We start from the raw sequence: 21,022 nt of genomic DNA on the forward strand, positions 1-21,022 counted from the left end.
GAGCATGACTGAAAAACTGGTTTATCAAACCGACCACCTCGGCATTTTCGTTGGTGCGGTAGCGGCTGATGAATCGCCGCTGGAGCCAGGTGTTTATCTGATTCCTGGCGGCTGCGTGGAAGCTGAGCCGCCTTCTGTGCCGGAACACAAAGCCGCATGGTGGAACGGCAAGGCCTGGCAGTTGGTGGATTATTTCGGCGGTGTCGTGGTGTACAGCACCGAAACCGGCGAGCCACGGACTCTCGAAGGTTTCGAGCCAGTGCCAGCGGGCTTCACCATGAGCCGGCCAGAACCGAACCAGGTCTGGAAGAAAGGCAAGTGGGTGGATGACGTCGACGCCGTGCTGGCCTCACTGCGCGATCAGAAACTGCAGATGATCGGGGCTGACTTCGCGGCCTACATCGCGGGGGGCTTCACCTCCAGCGCATTGGGCGAGCCTTATCGCTACAGCAGCGCGATCGATGACCAGGTGAATTTAAACGGCCAGGTAGTGCTGGGCCTGGACGACGTTTACCCATGCTATGACGCCGACCAGGTGCTGGCCTTCCGGCCGCATACCATCGAACAGTTGCAGAAAGTCAGCCTTGACCTGGTGCGCTTCCGGCAGGCCGCACAGCAGCACGCGGAAACACTGCGCCAAGCTGTGGCGAAGGCTCAGAAAGACAAAAATCTGAAGGCAATGAAAGCCATCACCTGGACGCCGCCGGCATGACCTGGGCACCGGTGACAATGCGCTGGCCGGAGCAGGCCACGCAGTGGATGGCCGGGCTGTCAGCGGCCAAGGATCTGGCCGGTGGCGAACTGGCCAGCACCGCCCAGCGCCTGGCTGGCCTGAGTGGACTGGCCAACACCAACCCGGGGCCGGTCGGTGATGCAGCAAAAGGCGCGATCGCGGCCGGACGCGCAGCGCTGGCCGAGCAGATGGGGCAGATTCCGGCGTGCCTTGTCGTGACGCCATTTCAAAGCGGCGTTGGCCAGGGCGCCGGCTATCAGCGCTTTCTGTCCGCGCCCAACGCGCTGGAACATCTCGCCAAGAAACTGGAAGACGCCAGCGACAGCGGGCGCCCAACCGGGCCGCAATACGCGTTGTCGATGCTGTTTTTGGGCACGCGCCTCGAACAGTTGGCCAGCAGCTTGGCGCGATTCAATGCTCTGCTGCCGATCCCCGACCTGGTGCGCACTGAGCGCCGGGCGCAACACCTGGTGAAACTGGAGAGCGAAAAGTGGGAGATCCCCGGTGCCGGAACTCTACCGCGCTGGCAGGGTTTGCCGCTGGAGCGTTGCACTGTGGTCAAAGCTGCCAAACAGTCGATGGCGGGGCAGATAGCCGTGCTGGAAGGCTACGCCGCTGACAGCTCGCCGTTGGCCGATCTGGCAGCGCTGGCAGCTCGCAAGAGCGCCCAGCAGCAGGGACGGGATAAGCAATTGGCTGACCTGAAAGAGCTGCTGGCTGGGGGAAACCCTGACGTCAGCATGCGCGCGCGGTTGATCGGCCCGGGCACTGCCGGCGAACTCCGCCGCGAACTGTTGGCCGGCGACGGCCCGGGTCACGAATGGATTCAGTGCGCCGGCCTGCTGTTGGTCGGCAGCAAAGAAGGGCTGAGCTTCGTCCAGGAACTGGTGGGCCTATGACGCTGCTACTCGACGGGCAAAAAGTCCAAGGCAAGAACCTCAAAGTCACGGCCAACCTGCGAATCGAAAGCGGCGATATGTCCGGCCAGACCAGCAACACCGACAAGGCTCACAAAGGCTTCAAGCCTAAGACGCTGGCCGTGTCGTTGATGATTCCCTTTGTGGATAAAACCCAGCTTACGGATCTACTGCGCATGGCTGAAGCCACCGCCGGCGGCGGTCAGTTGCATCTGTATCGGATCGTGAACGACACGGCCGAAACCTTCGGGGTGCGTCAGGTGGAGTTCTCCGACGGCGTCAGTGCACGGGAAGCCGACACCCTGAAAGCCTGGCTTGTGCAATTCACGCTGAGCGAACGCGAATCGAACCCGGAGAAAGTTGAAGGCCGGCGCGCCGGCAACAAGGTAGACGCTCAAGGCGCCTCGGGCAGTGCGGTCGGCGAAGGCGGCGCCGGCAACGGTGATGGAACCAGCGACAACCCCGCGCTGAGCGGCTTTGAAAAAGTGCTGGGACGTGTGGATAAGTGGCTGGGCGGGAGTGAGCAGAAGTGAAACTGCACAAGATACTTTCCATCAACGGCGCCCCGATCGCTCTCATCAAGGAGGACGTCAGGCTGGACGCTACCAGCCCCGGCCGGGCGAACTTCACAGTTCAATCTCCTGTGCCGCTGAAAGGTCTGGTGACGCTGGACATCGGCTACAACGAAGGCACGTTGCAACGCCACTTCATCGGCTACGTCGAGCGCTGCACCGCCGCCAATGCGGTCGAGCAGGTGCTGTTTTGCCGGGAACTAGCGGCAGTGCTGGCCAACCCGTTGCCGTTAAATCTGCGTCATGTGGATCTGCGCGCCGTGTTGGCCAAGGTCAGCGAACAAACCGGGCTGCGCTTCCGCGTGCCGGATCAACCATACGCCAGCGTGAAGACGCCGTACTTCTACAGCCTCGCCGCCGGTTACCAGGCGATGGACAGTCTCGCCCGGGTATTCAACATTCCCGACTTCACCTGGCACCAGCTGGGCAACGGTGAAGTGTTCGCCGGCAGTTGGGCCGACAGTTTTTTCGGCGCACGTGCGCCGCTGCAAATCCCCACGGAGCTGTTCGACGGCTACCAAGGCAACCAGAGCGCAATGGTCGCGGCCCTTCCCGGCGTGCGACCAGGTGCAACGATCAACAACGGCGAGCGCATCACCACGGTGACGCTGACCAATGACCAGATGGCTATCCGATGGAAGACGCAATCCGCCGCGCTGTAGAGCGCCAATTCCCCGAACTCACCGGTGGTTATCACCTGCCGCGATTTGCCCGGGTGGTCGCCGTGGCCGACGCGCCGGCGGACGCAGGACTGTGCGACGACTTCCGTCCGCGCTACGCCGTGGACATCGAAGTACTCGGCGCCGACGATGAACCAGACCCGGCCATGCCGCCGCTCACTGGCGTTCCTTTACCGCTGCCCACCGGTGGCGAGGAAATGGGCATCTATGCATTCCCGGAGGAGGGCACGCGGGTGGTGGTGTGCTTTGCCTACGGGCTACCGAACAAACCCTACATTCAATCGATCTTGCCGCACGGGCTGAGCATGCCGAAGGTGCCCAAGGGCGACCAGGTATGGCAGCACAGCGAAGCCGCCCAGCAGCGCGTCGACGCCGATGGCAACTGGCTACGCCAGACCGATGGCAAGATCCGAGATCAGGCGATCGAGCGCGAAGTCGAAGCTCTGGACAACCGCGAGCAGTTCCAGAGCTACACGCAGACGATCGACGACCACTCGACCGAAACTGTGGGTGGTGTGAAAAAGATCGAGGCGCTGGGAGCGCTCAAGCTGATGTCGGGCGGATCCGCGAGCTTGGCGGCAGTGGATGATCTGCACCTAGCGACCGGTCGTGATCTGAACCTGGTTGTCGGAAAGAAGTACAACGCCACTGTGGGAGGCGATATGCAGGAGCGAATTGAAGGGCTGCGCCGAAGCATCGTAGCTAAACAACAGCACCTGATGGCACCGAAGAACTGGATTGGGTCGGAATCGATTAACTTATTTCAGGTTGTTTGCGATGTGCTTAAATTAATTGAGCATATGAATGTGCAAATAGCCATGCATAATCATGGCGTCACGCAAACGCCGAACAATGCGGGCAATTTTACCCTGTATGCATCGCAAGCTTCTACTGGCCTAGTAAAACTCGAAAAAATAACGTTGCAGCCGAAGCCTGCGGTATCGATGTAGTGTGTTTTATTTGTGGATGCACAGTTAAATGCATAATTTTTGAGTCAGCGCTATTAGGCGTAACTCAACGGTTGAAACCAATCAAGCTGCATTGTTTTTTTGTTAGCTGTAAAGTTTTCCGGTTATAGATATTCAATTGTAAAGTTAAGCTCGGCATTGGCTGTGCCAGGCTTCAAGTCTTCGTTATCGATGTGCAAATATGCGGCCGTCATAGGGATTTCAAAGTTTCCTCCTTTTGAATCATAACCGTCATAAATTTGTTTGGTTGTGCCGTCGATTATGGCTGGCTGGCCATTGGAGTGTTTTATCTGGATGCCAATACCCTTGGCTGTGGAACTGGAATTCAATCTGATGACACCATTTCGATAATCGGCAGTCTCGCCGACTCTCGTGAAGCGATAATTTATTTTATTAAGGCCTGCTGGGCAATTATTCAATTTTATGCCAAAAGCAACAGGCTCAGAGTGGCTTCCCTGTGCCTTCCCAATGTCGCTGAGCGTGAAGGTGCCCATTCGGACAGTGATATCCGGTGTTTCGCAGGAGGCTGCGACAACATTCATTTCCGTGACGCTTAGGGTTATCGGGTAAAGTTCGCCATCTCTGTAATAACCCAATATTCCGCCGGGGATTCTTGCACCAGCTTTGATGTCTCCGATTTTAACGATATTAAAACCTAGGATCAAATAGTTGAAAGTATAATCGGGGGCGGCATCCTTTGTGATAGCAGGGTATTGTCCAACTCTCTCCTGGTTAGTAGTCCATTCCCACGCCAAGCCTGTATCTCCTATGGGGTAAGTTCCAGAGGTCGCATTCTGTCCTCGTGCGTCCATACTTCCAGCGGAAAAGCTAGTAGTACAACCAAATCGATTTTTTAGCTCTTTCGCAAAACCATCGCCCCCTATGTATATTATCGTACCGTTGGGCGTATTCGCTGGAACAGTAATGCTGGGAGGGAGTTTGGTACTCATGGTTACTGGGCCGTGCCCCGCAAGGTAAGTGCAGGTAGCATTTGCACAAAGGGGGATCGTAGCAGCAGCTAAAAGTGATACTGTGCGTAGTAGTGTTGATCGCATTTAAAAAAACCTATTCATAATCCTGTTAAATATCTCAAAAAAGCAGAGGCGCGTTGTATACACGTTGATGTGGCGACTTATTGTGAGATTTTTTATGTCTGACGCATGCGTTGCATGTATTTGATTGAGGGTGGGAGATGGCTGTTCCGTTTAAAATAAGAATGGTCTGTATTTTGGTTTTTTGTGTGCACACGCTAATTGCTTTTCAGCCGAGTCGACACCACCTCGACTGCGCATAAGCGCAGCCGTCGATGTAATCAATACCGCTCAACACGAAGCCGGTTACTACCATGCCTGCCAGCGTCGCATCGAGCAGAGTCGGTTAAGGCTGACTAATCTAGCAACGTCCAGCTAGCTATCCGGAGGATGGACTAATCTTACGAGACCACTTTTTAAGGATGGCCACCATGCTGGATAACTCGGAATGCAAGATCGCCACGGCAGATGCTCTGACGTTGCTTCTACACAATCAGCACGCGCTAGGCGCGGCCATCGAGGAGATCACTAAGTGGCTTTCAGAGAGCGGCGTAGCGGATGTTGCAGGTAACGCATTCGTCGCCATGGAAACCTTGGACGCAAATGCACAAGCGATTACAGACGCGATTATGCGACTACGGCGATGCTAGCGAATCTCTAAGCTCTGCACGCGAAAAGGCTGGAGTCCACGAGACATCAGCCCTGCGAGTGTTCAATCGTTTGCAACGAATCGATCTCTATAAAAAATCGGTGAAAAAGCACTTATCCCCCTCCCGCCAACGGGGTCCGTATCACTTTTTTTGCAAAGTCTACATGCGTGTAATGGCTATCTCGGGACCTGCTAGTCGTGGTCTACCGGGCAGTTTGAGCCGTTTCAATAAATGAAAGGATTTGTAAGAAAATTAAAAAAACCTTCAATCTCCACAGAATCATAGTGTCGCTGAAGGAGAGCGGGAGGCTGAGCATTCTCGGGGCTTAAGAATCGAAATCCTGGATTTTAACGAAGATTTCGCTTTCGCCTCGCTACGATAAGGCGATCCTAATCGAGTTTCTAACGTGGGGGGGGGGGCGCGTGAAAGGCAGGGCGTACAAGCGCTGTGAGTCGCTCGTACGCGTTCAGTACTTTACATTGTTCTGCACAAAGCCTTGAGCAGATTAGCGGCTATGTCGGAGAACAATCCACGCTAAGCGTCTGAATACTTCAATAGCTGTTTTACAAGCGAGTGAATATGAGTGGAAGGGTTGTCTTGACCTGTTGCATCTGAGTCCTCAATAGCCCGCTGAGAGTGAGCGATTGCATCCGTTTGCTTACATTTCAACGATGCGTATAGCCCTTTTGCACCTTTGGTGTATCCTTTGATGTATGTTTGAAGTTGCTTGCAGACTACTCCGGCGATACTCGCATTCCCTTTTCCTTGGAATGGAGCGCGGTTGTATTGGAAGTGCAATAGTAGCCAATACTCAAAGCACGGTATTGAGAAAATTGCGGTAATAGGTATTTTATCTTTCTTCGATTTTTCGATAAGAGCGCACGCTCGAAAAAAACTTTCATGATTATCCTTATCGAAAACACAGAAAATCCCCTCTACAATCTCTCCATCTTTAATCATTTCTTCATAAAGCTGCAATGAGTGTTCAACAACTGAGATCGGAGCGGAACCGCATTCGCCACATACTTTTACAGTGATACTCGCCAGCCGTTCATGGTTTCGTAAGTCGTTAAAATATTCTGGTTCCGTCTTTTTTCCTTCACACACAATCAAGTAAATAGGGGCAGAGTCCTTCACCGCCCCCCTTCTTGATAGCGATCTTGTTGTTTTTCCTTTTCTCAGGTGAAACAAGTTTTCAGATCCCATTGAAACTCATATCCTTGATAAACGGAACTGCGCCGTAGCGACCCGACAAATATCCTTTTTCAATTGCCTCGCCGTCGCGAATTCTATAGTCAGAAAGTGGATAAAGTTCTGAAGCATGAAGCTTGTTCTTTTTAAGCAGCCATACTTGATCGCGACGAAGGATTTTTTGAGAAAGAATCGTCGTGTCATGCGTAGTGAAAATAATCTGTGCGTTAGAGCCTGACTTGTGCAGGATATCAACAAGATGATGAACAATTAGTGGGTGTAAACTACTATCGAGTTCATCAACGAATAATACTAGATCGTTCGTGATGACATCGATCCAAGGGCCAGCAAAATTAAATAGGCCCTGAGTACCTTGCGACTCTTCAGATAATTTAAATCTGACGCTTTCGCCAGCATCATCCTTTCTTACAAAGCTGACTTCGTGATATTCCCTATCTTTTAGCGTTTTTGCAATTTCATCTCTGAAGGCTGCGGGCATATTGTCAGGGAACATTACGTCCGAATATTTTAAAGTTTCAACTTCAATGTTGGCTAGCGGGATATCCGCGCTACTGATAAATTCAATAACGCTTTTTTTGAAGTCGCTATCTAGGCAGTACTCTGCTGTAAATTCCGATGAGAGGCCATCAGGGCGAAGTGTGGCCAATCTGCGGAAAAACCAGTTGTATACTGGTGTAAGTTGTTCGTTATTCAATTGGATCGCAGTTGATAAATACGACGCATTTTGGCGTGTTTGTTTCTGCCATCCCCCACGCAAACGTCCTCCTTCAAAGTGTTTAGAATACTTATACACATATGAAGCAGTTTCCTGGTCGTATACCCGATGGAACCACTTTTGAGGCACCCCGTTGGGGAAAGCAATCAACCATTCTTCGGTTACTCGCTCTCTGGTAGTGCATAATCCATATTCGTATCGGACGTTGTCTTCAATGAAGATTATTTCAAAGTTTGAAGGTTTGCTTCTGGTTTCTTTGGATAGGCGAAACGGCGTTACATTAATCTCCTCGCCTGCTTGCGATTTAGGCGCGGAGTTCAATACAAAAGTTTCCACGAACTTCATCGCTTCGAGAAGTGTGCTTTTACCGGATCCATTTGGGCCGTAAATTACTACTGACTTGAGTAAGCGTGGGCAATCTGCAATTCCAGTCTCAAATGTATTTTCTTCTTCATTTTCTTTGTAATACCGAGACGCAACCATGCTTAGCTCGCAGACATCCTTGACCGATCGATAGTTTTCGACACTGAACTGCACGAGCATATTTTCTTTCCTTGGGTTTTTTTGCGGTTTTTCTGCAAAAAAATGGTACGAATTTCGAGTCTAGCCTCGATGAGCTACGCCTTCAACAGTTAGATGCAGGATTTTCATCGTTTGGCAGTAGCTTGGGGTAGACGCGAAATCAATGCTTCAATTTTGCTACAGGTGACCTCATAGCTTGGAGCCTTGCGCAGAGGAAGAAAGTGGTTGGTACCGATTCCGTACGCGGCTTTTAGGTATGGCCTTTCACCGTGTTTTTAGGGGACGGCTGGACGAGTCAGTCCGATTCATCACATAGCCAATTTCTGTTGAGGGGTGGGAAAAGGGTAATTTTGGTAATTGAGTACTCGAAATGGGCTGCATCCCCTGCAGGGCGTGGCTTTCAGTCATTACCTCAGGGGGGTAATTTCGAGTAATGTTAGAGGTAATATTTTCTGAAGTGCCCGGTTTTACTGGGTTTGAGCCCTATGGGGGATTACCAAGCCAAAAGGTAATTTTCTAACCTAATCCTTACCTGATTATTACCTTTATTGAAATCCTTCAAAGCCCCGTATTTAAAGGCCTCAAGCGGCTTTCAGTTTAGACATTACCAATATTACCTTTTTCCCAGGGGTCAACATAAAAAGCAAAAATGCACATCTGAGGCCGTTCTTCGCTTCCTCGCGCGTTTTCCGCTGGGACAGCCATGGGACCGATCTGGGACAGATTCTGGACAGGCGACCGGGCTGCAGCCCTTATAAACCGGGGGGGTAGGTTCGAAAAATCGAAAACGGGTAGTTTCGAATCTCTCCTTCACCGCCACATTTGAAACGTCAAAACCCCTGAAAACGTTAAAGTTTTCGGGGGTTTTGCGTTTCTGGAAGCCAAAAAAACGAATAATAAAACGAAGCCGACTCAGTGTCGGTTTTTTGTGCCTTGGATGGTGCGCCAAGAGCACAGCTCCCTCACCTTTTTCTCGCCCAAAATATCTGCGCTATATCGCGATTCCCCAATTCTGGTACTCGGAAAAGAACTCTGCCTGTCGGAAACGGAAAAGTCGCTCTTCCTCACACAACTCCGAGAATTTGCCTACAACCGCGCATTGAGTCTCTCGTTATCCTGATGCCGTACCAGTCTGCAGCGACTTCATCAGGAAATACGTTTCCCGCAGAAAGCAGGCCTTCTCCTCGTAATTGCGGTTTGACCCAGTTGCCCTACCATCGCGGTATCATGATCTAATACCATGAACAACAAACAGCGCGGCACGCTCAAAGCTATTTTTTCAAGGCCGATCCCGAATAACTTGGAGTGGGTGCGTATGGAATCGCTCTTCGGCGCAGTGGGCGCCCAGACCATTGAAGGCAATGGTTCAAGAGTGCGCTTTGAATTGAACGGTGTGGTCGTGACTTTTCACCGGCCTCACCCAGACAAAGAAGCAAAGCCCTATCAGGTGCGTGACGCTCGGGCTTTTCTTGAGCAAGCAGGAGTCATCCCGTGAACGTAATGAACTACAACGGCTATGCCGCCCGGATTGAATACAGTGACGAAGACGGGCTCTTCGTCGGCCATGTCGCCGGTATCAAGGACGTCGTCGGATTCCATGGTGAGTCGGTCGCAGAGCTGCGAAACGCGTTCCAGGAGGCCGTGACTGATTATCTCGATACCTGCGCCAGGCTCGGTCGCGCACCGCAGAAACCGTATTCGGGGAATCTCAGCCTGCGCTTGGCGCCAGCGCTGCATGCGACGGTCGCTGTAAAGGCGCAGCTAGCCCATAAGAGCATCAATCAATGGGTTGCAGACGTGCTCGATCGTGAAGTCCACGCGTAGCCGCGAAATCCAATTTCGGGCAGATGTTGTACAAAACCCTGTCACCCGTCGAAATCTCCTACACGCCTCATTGACCCCCCGAACCGTCCCGAGTTTACTGTATGTGCATACAGTAAATTCACTATCAGGTTCGTATCATGAGCGTCACCATCCTCGGCCCTTTGTCAGGCGCGGGCGAAAAGCTTGCGCTGTATTCGTTTCGGATTCCCGCCGGTTTTCCTTCGCCGGCGGCTGATCACATTGAAAAACACATTTCGCTGGATGAGGTTTTCGACATTCGTGCGCCGCACGTTTATCTGGCGAAGATTGAAGGCGAGAGCATGCAGGACGCCGGGATATTTTGCGGTGATCTGGTGATCGTCGATCGCAGCCTGAATGCCGAGCACGGCGATATCGTCATCGCCGGTCTCAACTCCGAACCCATCTGCAAGCGCCTGCACATGCGCGACAACACCATCATCCTATTTTCAGCCAACAGCAAATACCCGCCACGCTACGTGATGGAAGGGGATGAGCTGGTGATCTGGGGTGTGGTGACTTACAGCGTGCGCGATCATGGCAAATCGTGAGCAGGTTTTCGCGCTGATTGATTGCAACAGCTTCTATGCCAGCTGTGAACGAGTGTTCCGGCCCGATCTGGCGAAGACGCCGATTGTCGTGCTGAGCAATAACGATGGCTGCGTGATTGCGCGCAGTTATGACGCCAAGCCCTTTGTGAAAATGGGCGCGCCGTATTTCCAGATTCGCGACGATCTGCGCCGCCATGGCATCCAGGTGTTCAGCAGCAATTACGCGTTGTATGGCGACATGAGCGAGCGGGTGATGACGATCATCGAATCCATGGTGCCCGCCGTCGAGGTTTACAGCATCGATGAGGCGTTTGGCGATCTCAGCGGCATTCCTGGGGACCTGACAGCGTTTGGTCGAACCATCCGCTCCGCCGTTTATAAACGCACCGGTATCCCGGTCGGCGTCGGCATCGCCCCCACGAAAACGCTGGCCAAGCTCGCCAACCACACCGCGAAACGCCTGCAAGCGCATACCGGCGGCGTGGTCGACATCTGCGATCCGTCCAAACGCGACTGGGTGTTGCGCAATACCGATGTCGGTGAAGTGTGGGGCGTCGGGCGGCGGATGAAAGCTCATCTGGAAAGCATGCAGATCAGAAGCGCAATGGACCTGGCGAAGGCCGATCCGTGGACGCTGCGGCGCAAGTTCAGCGTGGTGATCGAGAAGACCGCGCGCGAACTGGGTGGCACATCCTGTCTGGAACTGTCCGAGACGGAACCGCCGAAGCAGGAAATTTGCAGCAGCCGCATGTTTGGCAATCGTTTGACTACCATCGAACCGATCAAGGAAGCCGTTGCTACTTATGTGCATCGAGCGGCGGAAAAGCTGCGTGCGCAGAATTCGCTGTGCAAAAAGATCCGCGTGAGTATCCGCACCGGCATGTTCAATCCGGAAGAGGCGAAGTACGCCAATGGCGCGCTGATCGAGTTGCCTTATCCGACCAATGATGTTCGATTGCTGAGCAAGGTGGCGAGCGAGGCGGTTGATCGATTGTTCCGGCCGGACTTCAAGTACAGCAAGGCTGAAGTGTTATTGATGGATCTTCGGCAGCCCGGAGAGTTTACCGAAGACTTGTTTGCCCAGTCGCAACCGCAGACGGCGGAGAAGGTGATGGGGGTGCTGGACCAGATCAATCAGCGCTGGGGGCATGGAACGTTGCGAGCGGGGAGTGTGCCGGCGGATCCGGCCTGGGGCATGCGGCGGGAGATGATGAGTTCGAGTTTTACCACGAAGCTGGATCAATTGTGGGTGGTTAAATCTAATTGATGCACGGGCCAGATCTGGTGCCGCGTTACAATCGCTGCCTTCACTTATGCAGTAAAGGGACGACTTTCATGATCATTTCCACCACTCATTCCGTCGAGGGGCGGCAGATCACGGCCTATCTGGACATCGTCAGCGCCGAGTCTGTGCAGGGCGTCAACGTGATCCGCGATATGTTTGCGGGCATGCGCGACTTCTTTGGCGGGCGGTCGCAGACGTTGGAGCGGGCTCTTAAAGAAGCACGCATTCAGGCAACCGACGAACTGAAAGATCGAGCGCGGGCATTGCAGGCTGATGCTGTGGTTGGCGTGGATTTTGAGATCAGCATGCCGGCAGGCAAGGGTGGCATGGTCGTGGTGTTTGTCACCGGAACGGCGGTGAAGCTGCGCTGATTATTGTGTTCAAGGCAAAGCCCACTCGCACAACGGGTGGGCTTTTTCGCGTCAATCAGCCTTGTGGCTTGAGCAACACTGCGCCTCTCGAGTCATAGGTCAGCGGTGTATCGATGGCAACGAGGGGCGAAGTCCCGTCAGGCTGCGCCGATGGTGCGGGCTCGCTGGGATGGTAGACGACGCCCGGCTGCAGAAGCGGTTTGTCCGGGTATTTGATGGTGATTTCACCCGAGGCGATCTTTTCCTTGAGTTTTTCCGCACCGGCCTTGCCGGCAGCGATCTGCTCGTCCGTGAGTTTTACGACCGGCATGTTCGGGAATCCATTGATCTGCATGACCTCTCCTTGAGATTCATTTGTAGGAATAAGGGCAGCGGCCGTTCGATGGAAATCTTTAGCGAATGATCGCTTGCAACGCTTTTTTCCATTCGTCGGTGATCAGTCTTTCTGAACGGCAAGTCCAGTTGTGACCAGCTAGTCTCAAAAGCGCTTAGGGGCGATATTTTTCAGGCAAAACTGTTTTGCCGGTGTCGGCCCGGTTGCGTAGGGGAGAGTCTATGTCAGGTCCATTTATCGAAGATGATGGCGCTGAGTTTTCATTCAACAACTGTGTGCGCTGCGGTCAGTCGGAGTATCAGTCGGGGTTTGGCGAGGATCCGGTCAGCATTGGCAAAATCAAATCCACGGCCCCCAAAGGGCCGAAAGCGAAATTCCTGCCCAAGGTCACGGCAAGGACCAGAAAGTGATTTCATCCCGTACCCCGTCACTGAACGGGGTTTTTTATGTGCGCAAGAATAGGGGTTTGAAATCTCTGGCGGGCATTGACATTAATGTCGGTTTTTTTTCACAAACTTTTCACGTTGGCCAACGTAGTGTGAAGCCATCCGTTAGAAAGCAAGTCTCCAGCCCGTCTCCCCAGCGGGCTTTTTTTTGTCCGGCATAAAACCTTTTCCCTGATCGCGGTCCAATCGACGCTGTCGCCTGCGTCTGGACTTTCCTGCGCCGAGGGCATTAAATCCCGCTCCTTTTCGTCATCCCGTTTATTTGAGGTTTTCGTCATGCGTTTAACACTGCCTGCTCTGGTTCTTGGCCTTCTGGTTGCTCAAGGTGCGATGGCTGCCGGTGATGGCACCGCGGCGCTGGGCGGTGGCCTGGGTGGCGCGCTGGGTAACGTGGTCGGTCAGAAAATGGGCGGCAGCACCGGCGCCGTAATTGGCGCTGGCGTTGCGGGCGCAGCGGGCAGCGCAGTCGCAGCACGCAAGGGCAGCCGCACCAAAGCGGCGATCGGCGGCGGTGTCGGTGCGGCCGGTGGTTCGGTGATCGGCAACAGCCTGGGCGGCCGCAACGGCGCCACCATCGGCGCGGGTCTGGGCGGCGCGGCCGGCGGCGCAGTCGGCAGCAACCTGGGCAAAGGTCACAAGCGCCACTGAGACTGACTGCCTGTCAGAAAAAGCCCGGCTCGATGTCGGGCTTTTTCATGGCTGAACGTTTCGTCCGAAATCATCTCCAATCTGCATACGCCCCGCTTGGGCGGACTGTCCCGATTCGGGAACTGCGAGGTTCATATGCGATTGTCATTATCTGCACTGTTTTTTGGCCTGGTCGTGGCGCAGGGCGCGATGGCGGCCGGAGACGGCACCGCTGCCGTAGGCGGTGGTCTCGGCGGTGCGCTGGGTAATGTGGTTGGCGGACAACTTGGCGGCAGCACGGGCGCAGCGGTCGGCGCAGGTGTTGGCGGCGCGGCCGGCAGTGCCGTCGGCGCGAACAAACGCAACCGCACTGAAGCCGCAATTGGTGGCGGTCTTGGCGCCGCAGGCGGCTCGGTCGTCGGCAACAGCCTTGGCGGCTCCACCGGCTCCGCCATTGGCGCAGGCCTGGGCGGTGCAGCAGGCGGCGCGGTAGGTAACAATCTTGGCGACGACGACGGCGGATCTCATTCCGGCGGCCACAAGCACAAGAACAAGCACAAAAATAAACATCGCTGATTGATCAACGGAAACCCGGTCTGGTGCCGGGTTTTTTGTGTCTGGCTGTCAGGCAGAGGAACGATTGGCGATAGGGCTTTTCGAAAGTGATACATCCCACACGCTCAAGAGGTGCGCCATGACTCCCGAAACCGAAGGCAAAGAAGAGAAGGGCCCGAGTGGATTGCCATTTATCAATGATCCGGGGAATGAAGATCCGGGCTCGCTGATGGATGATGCGACGGTGCCGTTGAATGATGCGGATGAGGCGGATATGGAGTATGAGGAGGATGGGGATGAGCAGTGAGGGGGGTTGAGGGTTTGAATGATGGTTTAAGGGCCTGACTCAGCAGGCCCTACAGAAAATCAGTTCCTCAGAAAGAGACGTCGATTCTTTGTGCTCTGATTTTTACAAACTGACCATTGAGGTGCGGTAAATCGAAGTGGATATCTTGATCCGCAAATTCGACGAACGACTTGAGCGTATCGCCTTCTAAGCGCCCGTAAATCTCGCATGAGAAACCATTGTCAAGCATCTCGACACGTGTTTCGCTGCCATCACATTTTGAAATGTCTATCTCGTCCGGCAGCACCATTTCGAACTCGGCTGAGTAGGTCTCACCTACTTCGATTACTGACGGGCAGTGGCCTGCGAAGCATCTCACAGTCACACCGTTGATGCTGAGCAGTAGCATTTCCTCAATGATTGGGTCGATCTCGACAATATGCGCTGAGTATTTTTTAGTCATCGGTGGGGCTCACTGTTTGTCTTTTCATCGGAGGATGCAAATGATGGGTGAAGGGGGCGGTGAGCTGAGAGTTGCATTCTGGCATAAGGCCTGAGTCAGCAGGCCTTTGGTCCAAAACTCTAAAAAGAAGATTCTGTTAAATACACACTAGGCTCTCTCAATCTTAATGATGATGTAATGAATTTTACCTCTGAAGTATCGGAGGCGGCTGAAACTGAGTACTCATTCCCAATAAGTTGGATGGACAGGTTTAATATTTGTTGAGTTGGGATGTTGGATGTTGTGAGGTCCTTAACGTTATTGCACGTTATTCCAATCCGGCAAGCATTGTACCCCATGAGGTCCCATTTCTTGGGAGGAGTGTCGGGGATTTCCCTGATGTCAAATGCCAAGGTCAGTGTGGATAGATTGTTGTCAATGTTCAGGGCGAATAGCTTAATTTCTCCGATAGGTATGTTTCGGCTAAATACCATATTGAAAAGTTTGCTGCCCTCTATCTCATTCCAATACTTCATCGGGCCCTCCTGAATGGATAATGATCACTTGTGTTTTTTACTTTGCCGTTTCGCGTGTCATCCGCAGGTCGCACATTTATGTGAGGCCCTTGGTCTCCTCGATTATTTGTATCGCCAAACTTGTGGCCAGCGGAATGATCTTGGAGTACCAATATAAATCCATCCTCTCTGGTGTATCTATATTCTCTAGTTATGATGGGCATTCCACGACTGTTCAGGATGTTATTGCCTTTCCTATCCGTCATGTTGGCATAGGTGAATTGCTTCTGCTTGCCGCTCACCTCGTCGACTTGAATGTCGGGCTGCTGTCCTTTTGGTATTCCCGCATCAAGTTTTGCCTGCCTAAATGCGCCTCGTCTAGAAACCTGCGGGGGCTCGACTTCATCAGATTTTGGGCAGCCAATCGTTTTTCGGCCTTTTGGAGGACAATTGGACGTCAACCCCAACGGATCCACCCACCCCGTCGGATTCGGCACGTACTGGTACTGATTCAACCCACCCGCAAGCTTCACCGGATCCGGCGTCAGATACCGTCCAAGCCTCGGGTCGTAATACCGATGGCGGTTGTAATGCAGCCCACTTTCAACATCGAAGTACTGCCCCTGAAAGCGCAGTGGTTGATCCAGATAATCTTCGCCGGCCAAGCTGACTGCAGCGACTTTGCCGTAGGCGTCGTATTGCGCGGACCAGACGATTTCGCCGCTGTAGTCGGTGAGTTCCTGTGGGGTGCCGAGGTGGTCGAGTTGGTAGTAGAACGGGCAGGCTTTTTTCGGGCCTTTGCCGTCGAGCATCGCCAACGGGCGGAAGGTGCCGGGTTCGTAGAGGAAGCTGCGGTATTGCGTGGCGCTGCTTTCGGCGACGAGGTGCTCGCCTTGCCAGAAGAATTCGGTGGTGGCGCCGTCGACGGTTTTGCGGATCCGCCGGCCGAAGGCGTCGTAGTGATACGTGGCGGTCTGGCCGTCGGGGCGGGTCAGGCCGATCAGGCGGTGCTGGCAGTCGTAGCGGTATTCGGTGACCAGGGTCTGGCCGTGGCCTCGGCGTTCGCGGATCAGGTTGCCGAAGGCGTCGTAATCGTAATGGCGGTCGCCCTGCATCAGCAGGCGATTGCCCTTGATCTGCGCAGGTCCGGGACGGTCCTGCATCAGCAGGTTGCCGGTCGGGTCGTGGGCGAAGGATTCGGGCAGTTCGTCGCGCGAGTGACGTACCCGGATCAACCGGTCGAGGGCGTCGTAGCCGTAGGTGCGCTGGCCGTGGCGGCTGTCGGCAATGTGCTCGAGATTGCCGTTGGCGCTGTAGGCATAATCGCGGCGGTACAGCGAAGCGTGGCGATGACCTACAGCGTGGGCGAGCAAGCGGCCCTGATCGTCGTAGGTATATTCGCTGAGCAGCAAACCTTGCTGACGTTGCTGTTCGCGACCGGACTGATAGACGTGACGCGTGAGCGGCGTGCCGTTGAGGTCGATGGCCGACAGCGCACCGCCCTTGGCGTAGTGATAGTCGAGCTTGCTGTTGTCCGGCAGGCGCAGGCGTTTGAGCTGACCGCAGGCGTCATAGGCGTAACGCAAGGTGCCCCAGCCCTGATGCTCGGTGATCAGCCGATCCTGACGGTCGTACTCGAAGGCCAGCGGATGGTTCTGGCCATCATCGACAGCAACCAAGCGCCCGAGGCGGTCGTAGTCGTAGCGGATCTCGGCGCCATCAGGCAGGGTTTTGACCAGCAAACGCCCGGCCTCGTCGCGCTGGTAGTGGGTGACCAGCGATAAACCCTGCTCGCCAAACTCGGTCTTTTCCAGCAGATGACCATTGAGGTCGTAGACGTAAGCCGTGCGCCGTCCATCAAACCCGGTTTCCTGTCGGATCAATCCGGTCGGCGTGTAATCCAGTCGGTACTTTTCGCCCGATTCGTTTTCAATCTCGGTCAGCAACAGCCGCGCATGGTCATAGCGATACTGCACGCGGGTGCCGTCGGGGTTGATCCGTCGTGAGACCAGGTGCAAATCATCGTCATATTCATAGCGGGTGATGCGCCCGAGTTCATCGCGTTCGGCGGTGATCTGGCCGTAGGCGCCGTAGCTGTAGGCGCGCGTGCTGCCCGTAGGAGAAGTCGTCAGGATCAGTCGGCCGGCGGCGTCCCACTGCTGACGGCTGACAACACCCAATTCGTCCTGAGTGGTAATCCGCCGGCCCAGCGCATCGTAGGAAAAACGCCGCACGCCGCCATCGGGCAGGGTTTCTTCGATGAGCTGGCCGAGCTCATTCCACACCCAGCGATGGCGGCTGCTGTCCGGGTAGCGCAACGACAGCAACTGCCCGCGCAGGTTGTAGTAGTAATGGGTGACCTGGCCATCGGGATCGACCGCTTCGGTCACGGCGCCTTCGGCGTTGCGCCGGTAGATCCACACCGCGTCGCCTCGGCAACGCTTGTAGAGAAAACCGTTGCGGTACTCGTAGGACGTTGGCGCCTCGTCCGGCGGAATCAGCGCGATCAGCCGTCCGACTTCGTCATAGCGGTATTCGGTAACCGCGCCCAAAGCATCCTGCTCGGCGATCAAGCGCCCCTGCTCGTCATAGGCCTTGAGCTGCTCGCCGCCATCCGCCGCGACCTGCCGCACCAGCCGCGCGCGCTCGTCGTGGACGTAGACTTCTTCAGTGCCGTCGACGTAATGCACGGTCACGCTGGCGTCGTCATCGTTCCAGACGTAACGGGTGTTCATCTGCGAGAACGACGCCCAGTGGCGCACGCAGCGCGCGGCTTTGCCCTCGCGTTGCCACTCCCAGAAGAAGCTCGCGCCGCCGGTCAGCTGGCGCTGGAGGATGACGTGGTGATCGTCGTAGTCGTAGCGTTCGCTGTCGCCGACCGCGTTGGTCGCGGTCAGCAGCCGTTGCCGGGCATCGAAGCTGTAGGTGGCGAGGATTTGCTCGGTGGTCCACTCGCCCTGAACGAACACCTGATACTCGACCGCCACCAGCTGCGCGCGGTCATAACCCAACAGCAATGAGCGGCCGGCGCCGTTGTCCAGACGCTGAATGCGGTCGGAGCGATCGCGTTGCAGGGTCAGACGATTGCCGTAGACATCGCTGATTGCCGTCAGCCGTCCGGCGCGAAAGTGGTAGAACCGCGCGGTTTCCCCGGCCAGAGCCAGAATCAGTTCTTCCGGCTCATCGCCGAGAAAAATCGCCGCCCGCGACAGGCTGTTGTGAATCGCCGGGCGCGCGACGTTTGGCAGGGGAAAGCGGGTACGGCGGTTTTCGTGGTCGATCCAGGTCACGCCATCGCCGTCAAAGGCCAGGCGATGGGCTAGCGTGTGGCTCCAGCCAAAACCCAGGCCGATGTCGATCTCGACCGCGCTGCTGCGGTACAAACGGGTGAACTCGAACGGCAGCACACCGTCGAGCACCGCGTCGGTCAGGGTCAGCAGTTCCTCGCCGGTGACCATCGACACCGGACAGCCGTTTTTGCAGGTATTGGGGACGCAGTCGGCGGCATCGCCGTTGGGGTTTTTCGCTTGATCGGGGACGTCGTCGTGTGGCTCGTGGCGCTCGAGGCGGGCCATACCTCGGGATTTTTCCCGCGCGAGTGGCGCCGGATTCGGCACGCTGAGCACCACCGCGTCGGCCTGGCGAATGTTCAGCGGAATCGATGGAGTCGGCTTCAGCTCCACCTCGCGGGCATGAAACATCAGCGGCTTCAGCGTGCTGGCGTGCTGCTTGAGCTCCGGCGTCGAAGTCAGTTCCGCCAGGCGTAAAGCAGAAGACGCCAGCCATTCCCGCGCCCGAGGCGACTTGATCTTGGCCAAGACCTTGCTGCTCAAACGCAGCGATACGCCGGCACCTCCCGCGACGCGCATCAACAGGAAACTGATCAGCAACTCGGCGCGAACTTCAGCCACCACCTCAGCGAGGTATTGCGGCGGCAGCATCTTCAGCCAACTGGTAAACGCAGCCAGATGAATGAACAGCAACGGCTCGTCGCTGAGCATCAACAAGGCGTTGGCAATCGCCTCGCTGGACGCCGCCAGCAGCGCCTCAAGTTCGGCTTCGCTCAGGTATTCCAGGAGCTTTGCACTGTGCTCCTGCAGATCGGCAAGGAGGGCGAACAGTTGCCGGATGTCATCCCAGACGCCATTCAGGGCTTTTTCCAAACCACGCCAATCGGCCCGTTGCAACTGCCCGTAACGATCAAGAAAACCGGCGCTGGAAAACTCCGTCCATTGCGGCTGAAAGCCCGTCCATTCGGCGCGCAGCCAACCTTCAAGACCGGCGATCACGCCTTCATAAGAGGCATACAGGGCGCGGACATGGGTGGTTGAAACGTCTGGAAAGAAGGTGACGCGGTAGCACTGGCCGCGCATGCAATCGGTCACCTCGAGGATCCCGCTCGGGCCGATGGTGTGGCGCAGTGGTTCACCGAAGGTCTGCACGCCGTCGACTTCGCTCAGCAGCGGCTCGAGGGTCACCGGGGTGTCGCCGATCGGCACAAAGCGCGCCGCTTCAAACATGTGCACCAAGGTCAACGGACCGATGGCCGAACACATGACCACCGATGAACTGATGGGGGCGCGCGAGGTGATGGGCGCGCTCAGTTGCACGTCATTGCCAACCTTGAACACTTGCTCGATGTCCAGCGCCGTCCCGGTCCAGAATTGCTCGGCCCAGGCGTCGTAGTTGTTCAGGCACAGGCGGAACTCATCGATCAGCGCTTCGAAATCGGGCTGCTGGGGATTCAGGGCGGCCACCACCAGCAGTCCGATGCTGTTGTTCAGGGCCAGGAGCCGATCGGATTGAAACATTCGCAGTCGCTCGCGCATGTGAAGAAACGGGAGCGCGGACTTTGCGGGGGATCAAAAAGGAAAGAAGTCGGGGAAGTAGGCAGTGTCTGTAGGAGTTTTCGCTAAATGCGAAAACGCGTCGATGGCATTGCCCGTTGCTCAATGTCCATCGGCCTCGCTATGCTGCTGAACCCATTAATCAGATCCGCGTTGCGGCACATTGCCTGTCGCCCCGGGATGTCTTTGTTAACGGATCCGATGATGAATGCACCGCTGAAGACGTTCGGCCCGATCAAGGCCGTGATTTTCGATATGGACGGTTTGCTGCTCGACACCGAGGGCATTTATACCGAGGTCACCTCGCTGATTGCCGGGCGCTACGGGAAAACCTTCGACTGGAGCGTCAAACAAAACATCATTGGTCGCGGTGCCAATGACCTGGCCAATTACGTGGTCCAGGCGCTGGAACTACCGATCACTGCGGAAGAATTCCTGCAGATTCGCGAGCCGCTGATGCGCGAGCGTTTCCACAAGGCGCAGGCGATGCCGGGGGCCGAAGCGTTGGTGCGTCACCTCAAGGCGCACAACATCCCGATCGCGGTGGGCACCAGTTCATCGCGCCAGTCGTTCGGGCAGAAAACCACTTTGCACCGCGACTGGTTTTCGCTGTTCGATTTCATCGTCACGGCGGACGATCCGGAAGTCGGCGCGGCCAAACCGGCCCCGGATATTTTCCTCACCGCCGCCCGGCGTTTGGGCGTCGCGCCCGGGGATTGTCTGGTGTTCGAAGATTCGCCGTTCGGCGTCACTGCGGCGAAAGCGGCAGGCATGACCGCAATCGCCATCCCCGACGCAGCGATGGCTGATGAGAAATATGCTCACGCTGACGGCATTATCCGCTCGCTGAAAGATTTCACGCCCAGCGTATTTGGCCTGCCGATGCTGGAACTGGCTTGACCGCTTAAACACAAACGCCGC

The 21,022-nt window shown here is 55.5% G+C and carries 23 protein-coding genes; 16 read left to right on the forward strand and 7 right to left on the reverse strand.

Translation table 11 applies throughout. The features are described 5' to 3' along the window. Nucleotides 1-4 precede the first annotated feature (4 nt). From AB4N53_RS01965 to AB4N53_RS01985, 5 genes are read left to right on the forward strand one after another with little or no spacing between them, the layout of a single operon-like run. Nucleotides 5-712: a DUF4376 domain-containing protein gene (locus tag AB4N53_RS01965; protein ID WP_460117722.1), complete on the forward strand. Its 708-nt coding sequence runs from the start codon at nucleotides 5-7 to the stop codon at nucleotides 710-712. Further along, nucleotides 709-1,632, forward strand: a complete 924-nt coding sequence (locus AB4N53_RS01970; RefSeq protein WP_460117724.1) for a hypothetical protein — start codon at nucleotides 709-711, stop codon at nucleotides 1,630-1,632. The genes AB4N53_RS01965 and AB4N53_RS01970 overlap by 4 nt, the downstream gene beginning before the upstream one ends. After that, complete coding sequence (locus AB4N53_RS01975) at nucleotides 1,629-2,183, forward strand: baseplate complex protein (protein WP_280074508.1); 555 nt, start codon at nucleotides 1,629-1,631, stop codon at nucleotides 2,181-2,183. Before AB4N53_RS01970 ends, AB4N53_RS01975 begins: the two co-directional genes overlap by 4 nt. Then, nucleotides 2,180-2,884, forward strand: a complete 705-nt coding sequence (locus AB4N53_RS01980) for a hypothetical protein (protein ID WP_280074507.1) — start codon at nucleotides 2,180-2,182, stop codon at nucleotides 2,882-2,884. Before AB4N53_RS01975 ends, AB4N53_RS01980 begins: the two co-directional genes overlap by 4 nt. Then, nucleotides 2,857-3,852 carry a hypothetical protein gene (locus AB4N53_RS01985; protein ID WP_280074506.1) on the forward strand — a complete coding sequence of 332 codons (996 nt, stop codon included), beginning with the start codon at nucleotides 2,857-2,859 and terminating at the stop codon, nucleotides 3,850-3,852. Before AB4N53_RS01980 ends, AB4N53_RS01985 begins: the two co-directional genes overlap by 28 nt. Nucleotides 3,853-3,974: 122 nt before the next feature. Here AB4N53_RS01985 and AB4N53_RS01990 read toward each other — a convergent pair whose 3' ends face one another. Then, entirely contained in the window at nucleotides 3,975-4,820 is an 846-nt protein-coding gene (locus AB4N53_RS01990; RefSeq protein ID WP_460117727.1) for a fimbrial protein, read from the reverse strand. Nucleotides 4,821-5,332: 512 nt separating this feature from the next. Between AB4N53_RS01990 and AB4N53_RS01995 the strand changes: the two genes are divergently transcribed. Further along, the gene (locus AB4N53_RS01995; RefSeq protein ID WP_263469639.1) at nucleotides 5,333-5,551 is read left to right on the forward strand and encodes a hypothetical protein; all 219 of its coding nucleotides are present in this window, start codon (nucleotides 5,333-5,335) and stop codon (nucleotides 5,549-5,551) included. A 534-nt stretch (nucleotides 5,552-6,085) separates the two neighbouring features. On the opposite strand, the gene AB4N53_RS02000 is transcribed toward AB4N53_RS01995, so the two are convergent. Then, nucleotides 6,086-6,757 (reverse strand): RloB family protein, encoded by a 672-nt coding sequence (locus AB4N53_RS02000; protein WP_280074505.1) that lies wholly within the window; start codon nucleotides 6,755-6,757, stop codon nucleotides 6,086-6,088. Next, a complete protein-coding gene (locus AB4N53_RS02005) occupies nucleotides 6,747-8,021 on the reverse strand; it encodes an AAA family ATPase (protein ID WP_122698975.1) in 1,275 nt (424 codons plus the stop codon). The genes AB4N53_RS02000 and AB4N53_RS02005 overlap by 11 nt, the downstream gene beginning before the upstream one ends. Nucleotides 8,022-9,240: 1,219 nt before the next feature. Between AB4N53_RS02005 and AB4N53_RS02010 the strand changes: the two genes are divergently transcribed. The 5 genes from AB4N53_RS02010 (at nucleotide 9,241) to AB4N53_RS02030 (ending at nucleotide 12,049) form a co-directional block, all read left to right on the forward strand. After that, entirely contained in the window at nucleotides 9,241-9,495 is a 255-nt protein-coding gene (locus AB4N53_RS02010; RefSeq protein ID WP_460117730.1) for a type II toxin-antitoxin system HicA family toxin, read from the forward strand. Beyond that, nucleotides 9,492-9,824 (forward strand): type II toxin-antitoxin system HicB family antitoxin, encoded by a 333-nt coding sequence (locus AB4N53_RS02015; RefSeq protein WP_460117732.1) that lies wholly within the window; start codon nucleotides 9,492-9,494, stop codon nucleotides 9,822-9,824. The genes AB4N53_RS02010 and AB4N53_RS02015 overlap by 4 nt, the downstream gene beginning before the upstream one ends. Nucleotides 9,825-9,961: 137 nt before the next feature. Then, on the forward strand, nucleotides 9,962-10,393 hold the full coding sequence (locus AB4N53_RS02020; protein ID WP_460117734.1) for a LexA family protein: 432 nt from the start codon (nucleotides 9,962-9,964) through the stop codon (nucleotides 10,391-10,393). After that, nucleotides 10,380-11,660, forward strand: a complete 1,281-nt coding sequence (locus tag AB4N53_RS02025) for a Y-family DNA polymerase (protein ID WP_460117736.1) — start codon at nucleotides 10,380-10,382, stop codon at nucleotides 11,658-11,660. Before AB4N53_RS02020 ends, AB4N53_RS02025 begins: the two co-directional genes overlap by 14 nt. Nucleotides 11,661-11,728: 68 nt before the next feature. After that, complete coding sequence (locus tag AB4N53_RS02030; RefSeq protein WP_016773801.1) at nucleotides 11,729-12,049, forward strand: YbjQ family protein; 321 nt, start codon at nucleotides 11,729-11,731, stop codon at nucleotides 12,047-12,049. Nucleotides 12,050-12,104: 55 nt separating this feature from the next. On the opposite strand, the gene AB4N53_RS02035 is transcribed toward AB4N53_RS02030, so the two are convergent. After that, a complete protein-coding gene (locus AB4N53_RS02035) occupies nucleotides 12,105-12,383 on the reverse strand; it encodes a hypothetical protein (RefSeq protein WP_460117738.1) in 279 nt (92 codons plus the stop codon). A gap of 221 nt (nucleotides 12,384-12,604) precedes the next feature. On the opposite strand from AB4N53_RS02035, the gene AB4N53_RS02040 reads away from it, so the two are divergent. The 4 genes from AB4N53_RS02040 to AB4N53_RS02055 all read left to right on the forward strand — a co-directional run bounded on the left by AB4N53_RS02040 (nucleotide 12,605) and on the right by AB4N53_RS02055 (nucleotide 14,318). Beyond that, complete coding sequence (locus AB4N53_RS02040; RefSeq protein WP_024012286.1) at nucleotides 12,605-12,793, forward strand: hypothetical protein; 189 nt, start codon at nucleotides 12,605-12,607, stop codon at nucleotides 12,791-12,793. A 312-nt stretch (nucleotides 12,794-13,105) separates the two neighbouring features. Continuing rightward, nucleotides 13,106-13,477, forward strand: coding sequence for a bacteriocin (locus AB4N53_RS02045; protein ID WP_123418714.1), 372 nt, complete (start codon nucleotides 13,106-13,108; stop codon nucleotides 13,475-13,477). 135 nt (nucleotides 13,478-13,612) lie between these two features. Further along, nucleotides 13,613-14,032 (forward strand): YMGG-like glycine zipper-containing protein, encoded by a 420-nt coding sequence (locus AB4N53_RS02050; protein ID WP_024012287.1) that lies wholly within the window; start codon nucleotides 13,613-13,615, stop codon nucleotides 14,030-14,032. 118 nt (nucleotides 14,033-14,150) lie between these two features. After that, nucleotides 14,151-14,318, forward strand: coding sequence for a hypothetical protein (locus AB4N53_RS02055; RefSeq protein ID WP_016773805.1), 168 nt, complete (start codon nucleotides 14,151-14,153; stop codon nucleotides 14,316-14,318). Between the two features lie 67 nt (nucleotides 14,319-14,385). Here AB4N53_RS02055 and AB4N53_RS02060 read toward each other — a convergent pair whose 3' ends face one another. From AB4N53_RS02060 to AB4N53_RS02070, 3 genes are all read right to left on the reverse strand, one after another. Beyond that, a complete protein-coding gene (locus AB4N53_RS02060) occupies nucleotides 14,386-14,760 on the reverse strand; it encodes a hypothetical protein (protein ID WP_460117740.1) in 375 nt (124 codons plus the stop codon). Between the two features lie 119 nt (nucleotides 14,761-14,879). Continuing rightward, the gene (locus AB4N53_RS02065) at nucleotides 14,880-15,275 is read right to left on the reverse strand and encodes an Imm50 family immunity protein (RefSeq protein WP_460117742.1); all 396 of its coding nucleotides are present in this window, start codon (nucleotides 15,273-15,275) and stop codon (nucleotides 14,880-14,882) included. Beyond that, entirely contained in the window at nucleotides 15,272-20,065 is a 4,794-nt protein-coding gene (locus tag AB4N53_RS02070) for an RHS repeat-associated core domain-containing protein (protein ID WP_460117744.1), read from the reverse strand. Before AB4N53_RS02070 ends, AB4N53_RS02065 begins: the two co-directional genes overlap by 4 nt. Before the next feature lie 240 nt (nucleotides 20,066-20,305). Between AB4N53_RS02070 and AB4N53_RS02075 the strand changes: the two genes are divergently transcribed. Further along, entirely contained in the window at nucleotides 20,306-21,001 is a 696-nt protein-coding gene (locus tag AB4N53_RS02075) for an HAD-IA family hydrolase (protein WP_460117746.1), read from the forward strand. Nucleotides 21,002-21,022 lie beyond the last annotated feature (21 nt).

Source organism: Pseudomonas sp. H3_E04 (assembly GCF_054668915.1).

Coding starts and splice junctions, on each gene's coding strand:
- AB4N53_RS01965 (WP_460117722.1), top strand. CDS start 5: ATGACTGAAAAACTGGTTTATCAAACCGACCACCTCGGCATTTTCGTT.
- AB4N53_RS01970 (WP_460117724.1), top strand. CDS start 709: ATGACCTGGGCACCGGTGACAATGCGCTGGCCGGAGCAGGCCACGCAG.
- AB4N53_RS01975 (WP_280074508.1), top strand. CDS start 1,629: ATGACGCTGCTACTCGACGGGCAAAAAGTCCAAGGCAAGAACCTCAAA.
- AB4N53_RS01985 (WP_280074506.1), top strand. CDS start 2,857: ATGGAAGACGCAATCCGCCGCGCTGTAGAGCGCCAATTCCCCGAACTC.
- AB4N53_RS01990 (WP_460117727.1), bottom strand. CDS start 4,820: ATGAGTACCAAACTCCCTCCCAGCATTACTGTTCCAGCGAATACGCCC.
- AB4N53_RS01995 (WP_263469639.1), top strand. CDS start 5,333: ATGCTGGATAACTCGGAATGCAAGATCGCCACGGCAGATGCTCTGACG.
- AB4N53_RS02000 (WP_280074505.1), bottom strand. CDS start 6,757: ATGGGATCTGAAAACTTGTTTCACCTGAGAAAAGGAAAAACAACAAGA.
- AB4N53_RS02005 (WP_122698975.1), bottom strand. CDS start 8,021: ATGCTCGTGCAGTTCAGTGTCGAAAACTATCGATCGGTCAAGGATGTC.
- AB4N53_RS02010 (WP_460117730.1), top strand. CDS start 9,241: ATGAACAACAAACAGCGCGGCACGCTCAAAGCTATTTTTTCAAGGCCG.
- AB4N53_RS02020 (WP_460117734.1), top strand. CDS start 9,962: ATGAGCGTCACCATCCTCGGCCCTTTGTCAGGCGCGGGCGAAAAGCTT.
- AB4N53_RS02025 (WP_460117736.1), top strand. CDS start 10,380: ATGGCAAATCGTGAGCAGGTTTTCGCGCTGATTGATTGCAACAGCTTC.
- AB4N53_RS02030 (WP_016773801.1), top strand. CDS start 11,729: ATGATCATTTCCACCACTCATTCCGTCGAGGGGCGGCAGATCACGGCC.
- AB4N53_RS02035 (WP_460117738.1), bottom strand. CDS start 12,383: ATGCAGATCAATGGATTCCCGAACATGCCGGTCGTAAAACTCACGGAC.
- AB4N53_RS02040 (WP_024012286.1), top strand. CDS start 12,605: ATGTCAGGTCCATTTATCGAAGATGATGGCGCTGAGTTTTCATTCAAC.
- AB4N53_RS02045 (WP_123418714.1), top strand. CDS start 13,106: ATGCGTTTAACACTGCCTGCTCTGGTTCTTGGCCTTCTGGTTGCTCAA.
- AB4N53_RS02050 (WP_024012287.1), top strand. CDS start 13,613: ATGCGATTGTCATTATCTGCACTGTTTTTTGGCCTGGTCGTGGCGCAG.
- AB4N53_RS02055 (WP_016773805.1), top strand. CDS start 14,151: ATGACTCCCGAAACCGAAGGCAAAGAAGAGAAGGGCCCGAGTGGATTG.
- AB4N53_RS02060 (WP_460117740.1), bottom strand. CDS start 14,760: ATGACTAAAAAATACTCAGCGCATATTGTCGAGATCGACCCAATCATT.
- AB4N53_RS02065 (WP_460117742.1), bottom strand. CDS start 15,275: ATGAAGTATTGGAATGAGATAGAGGGCAGCAAACTTTTCAATATGGTA.
- AB4N53_RS02070 (WP_460117744.1), bottom strand. CDS start 20,065: ATGTTTCAATCCGATCGGCTCCTGGCCCTGAACAACAGCATCGGACTG.
- AB4N53_RS02075 (WP_460117746.1), top strand. CDS start 20,306: ATGAATGCACCGCTGAAGACGTTCGGCCCGATCAAGGCCGTGATTTTC.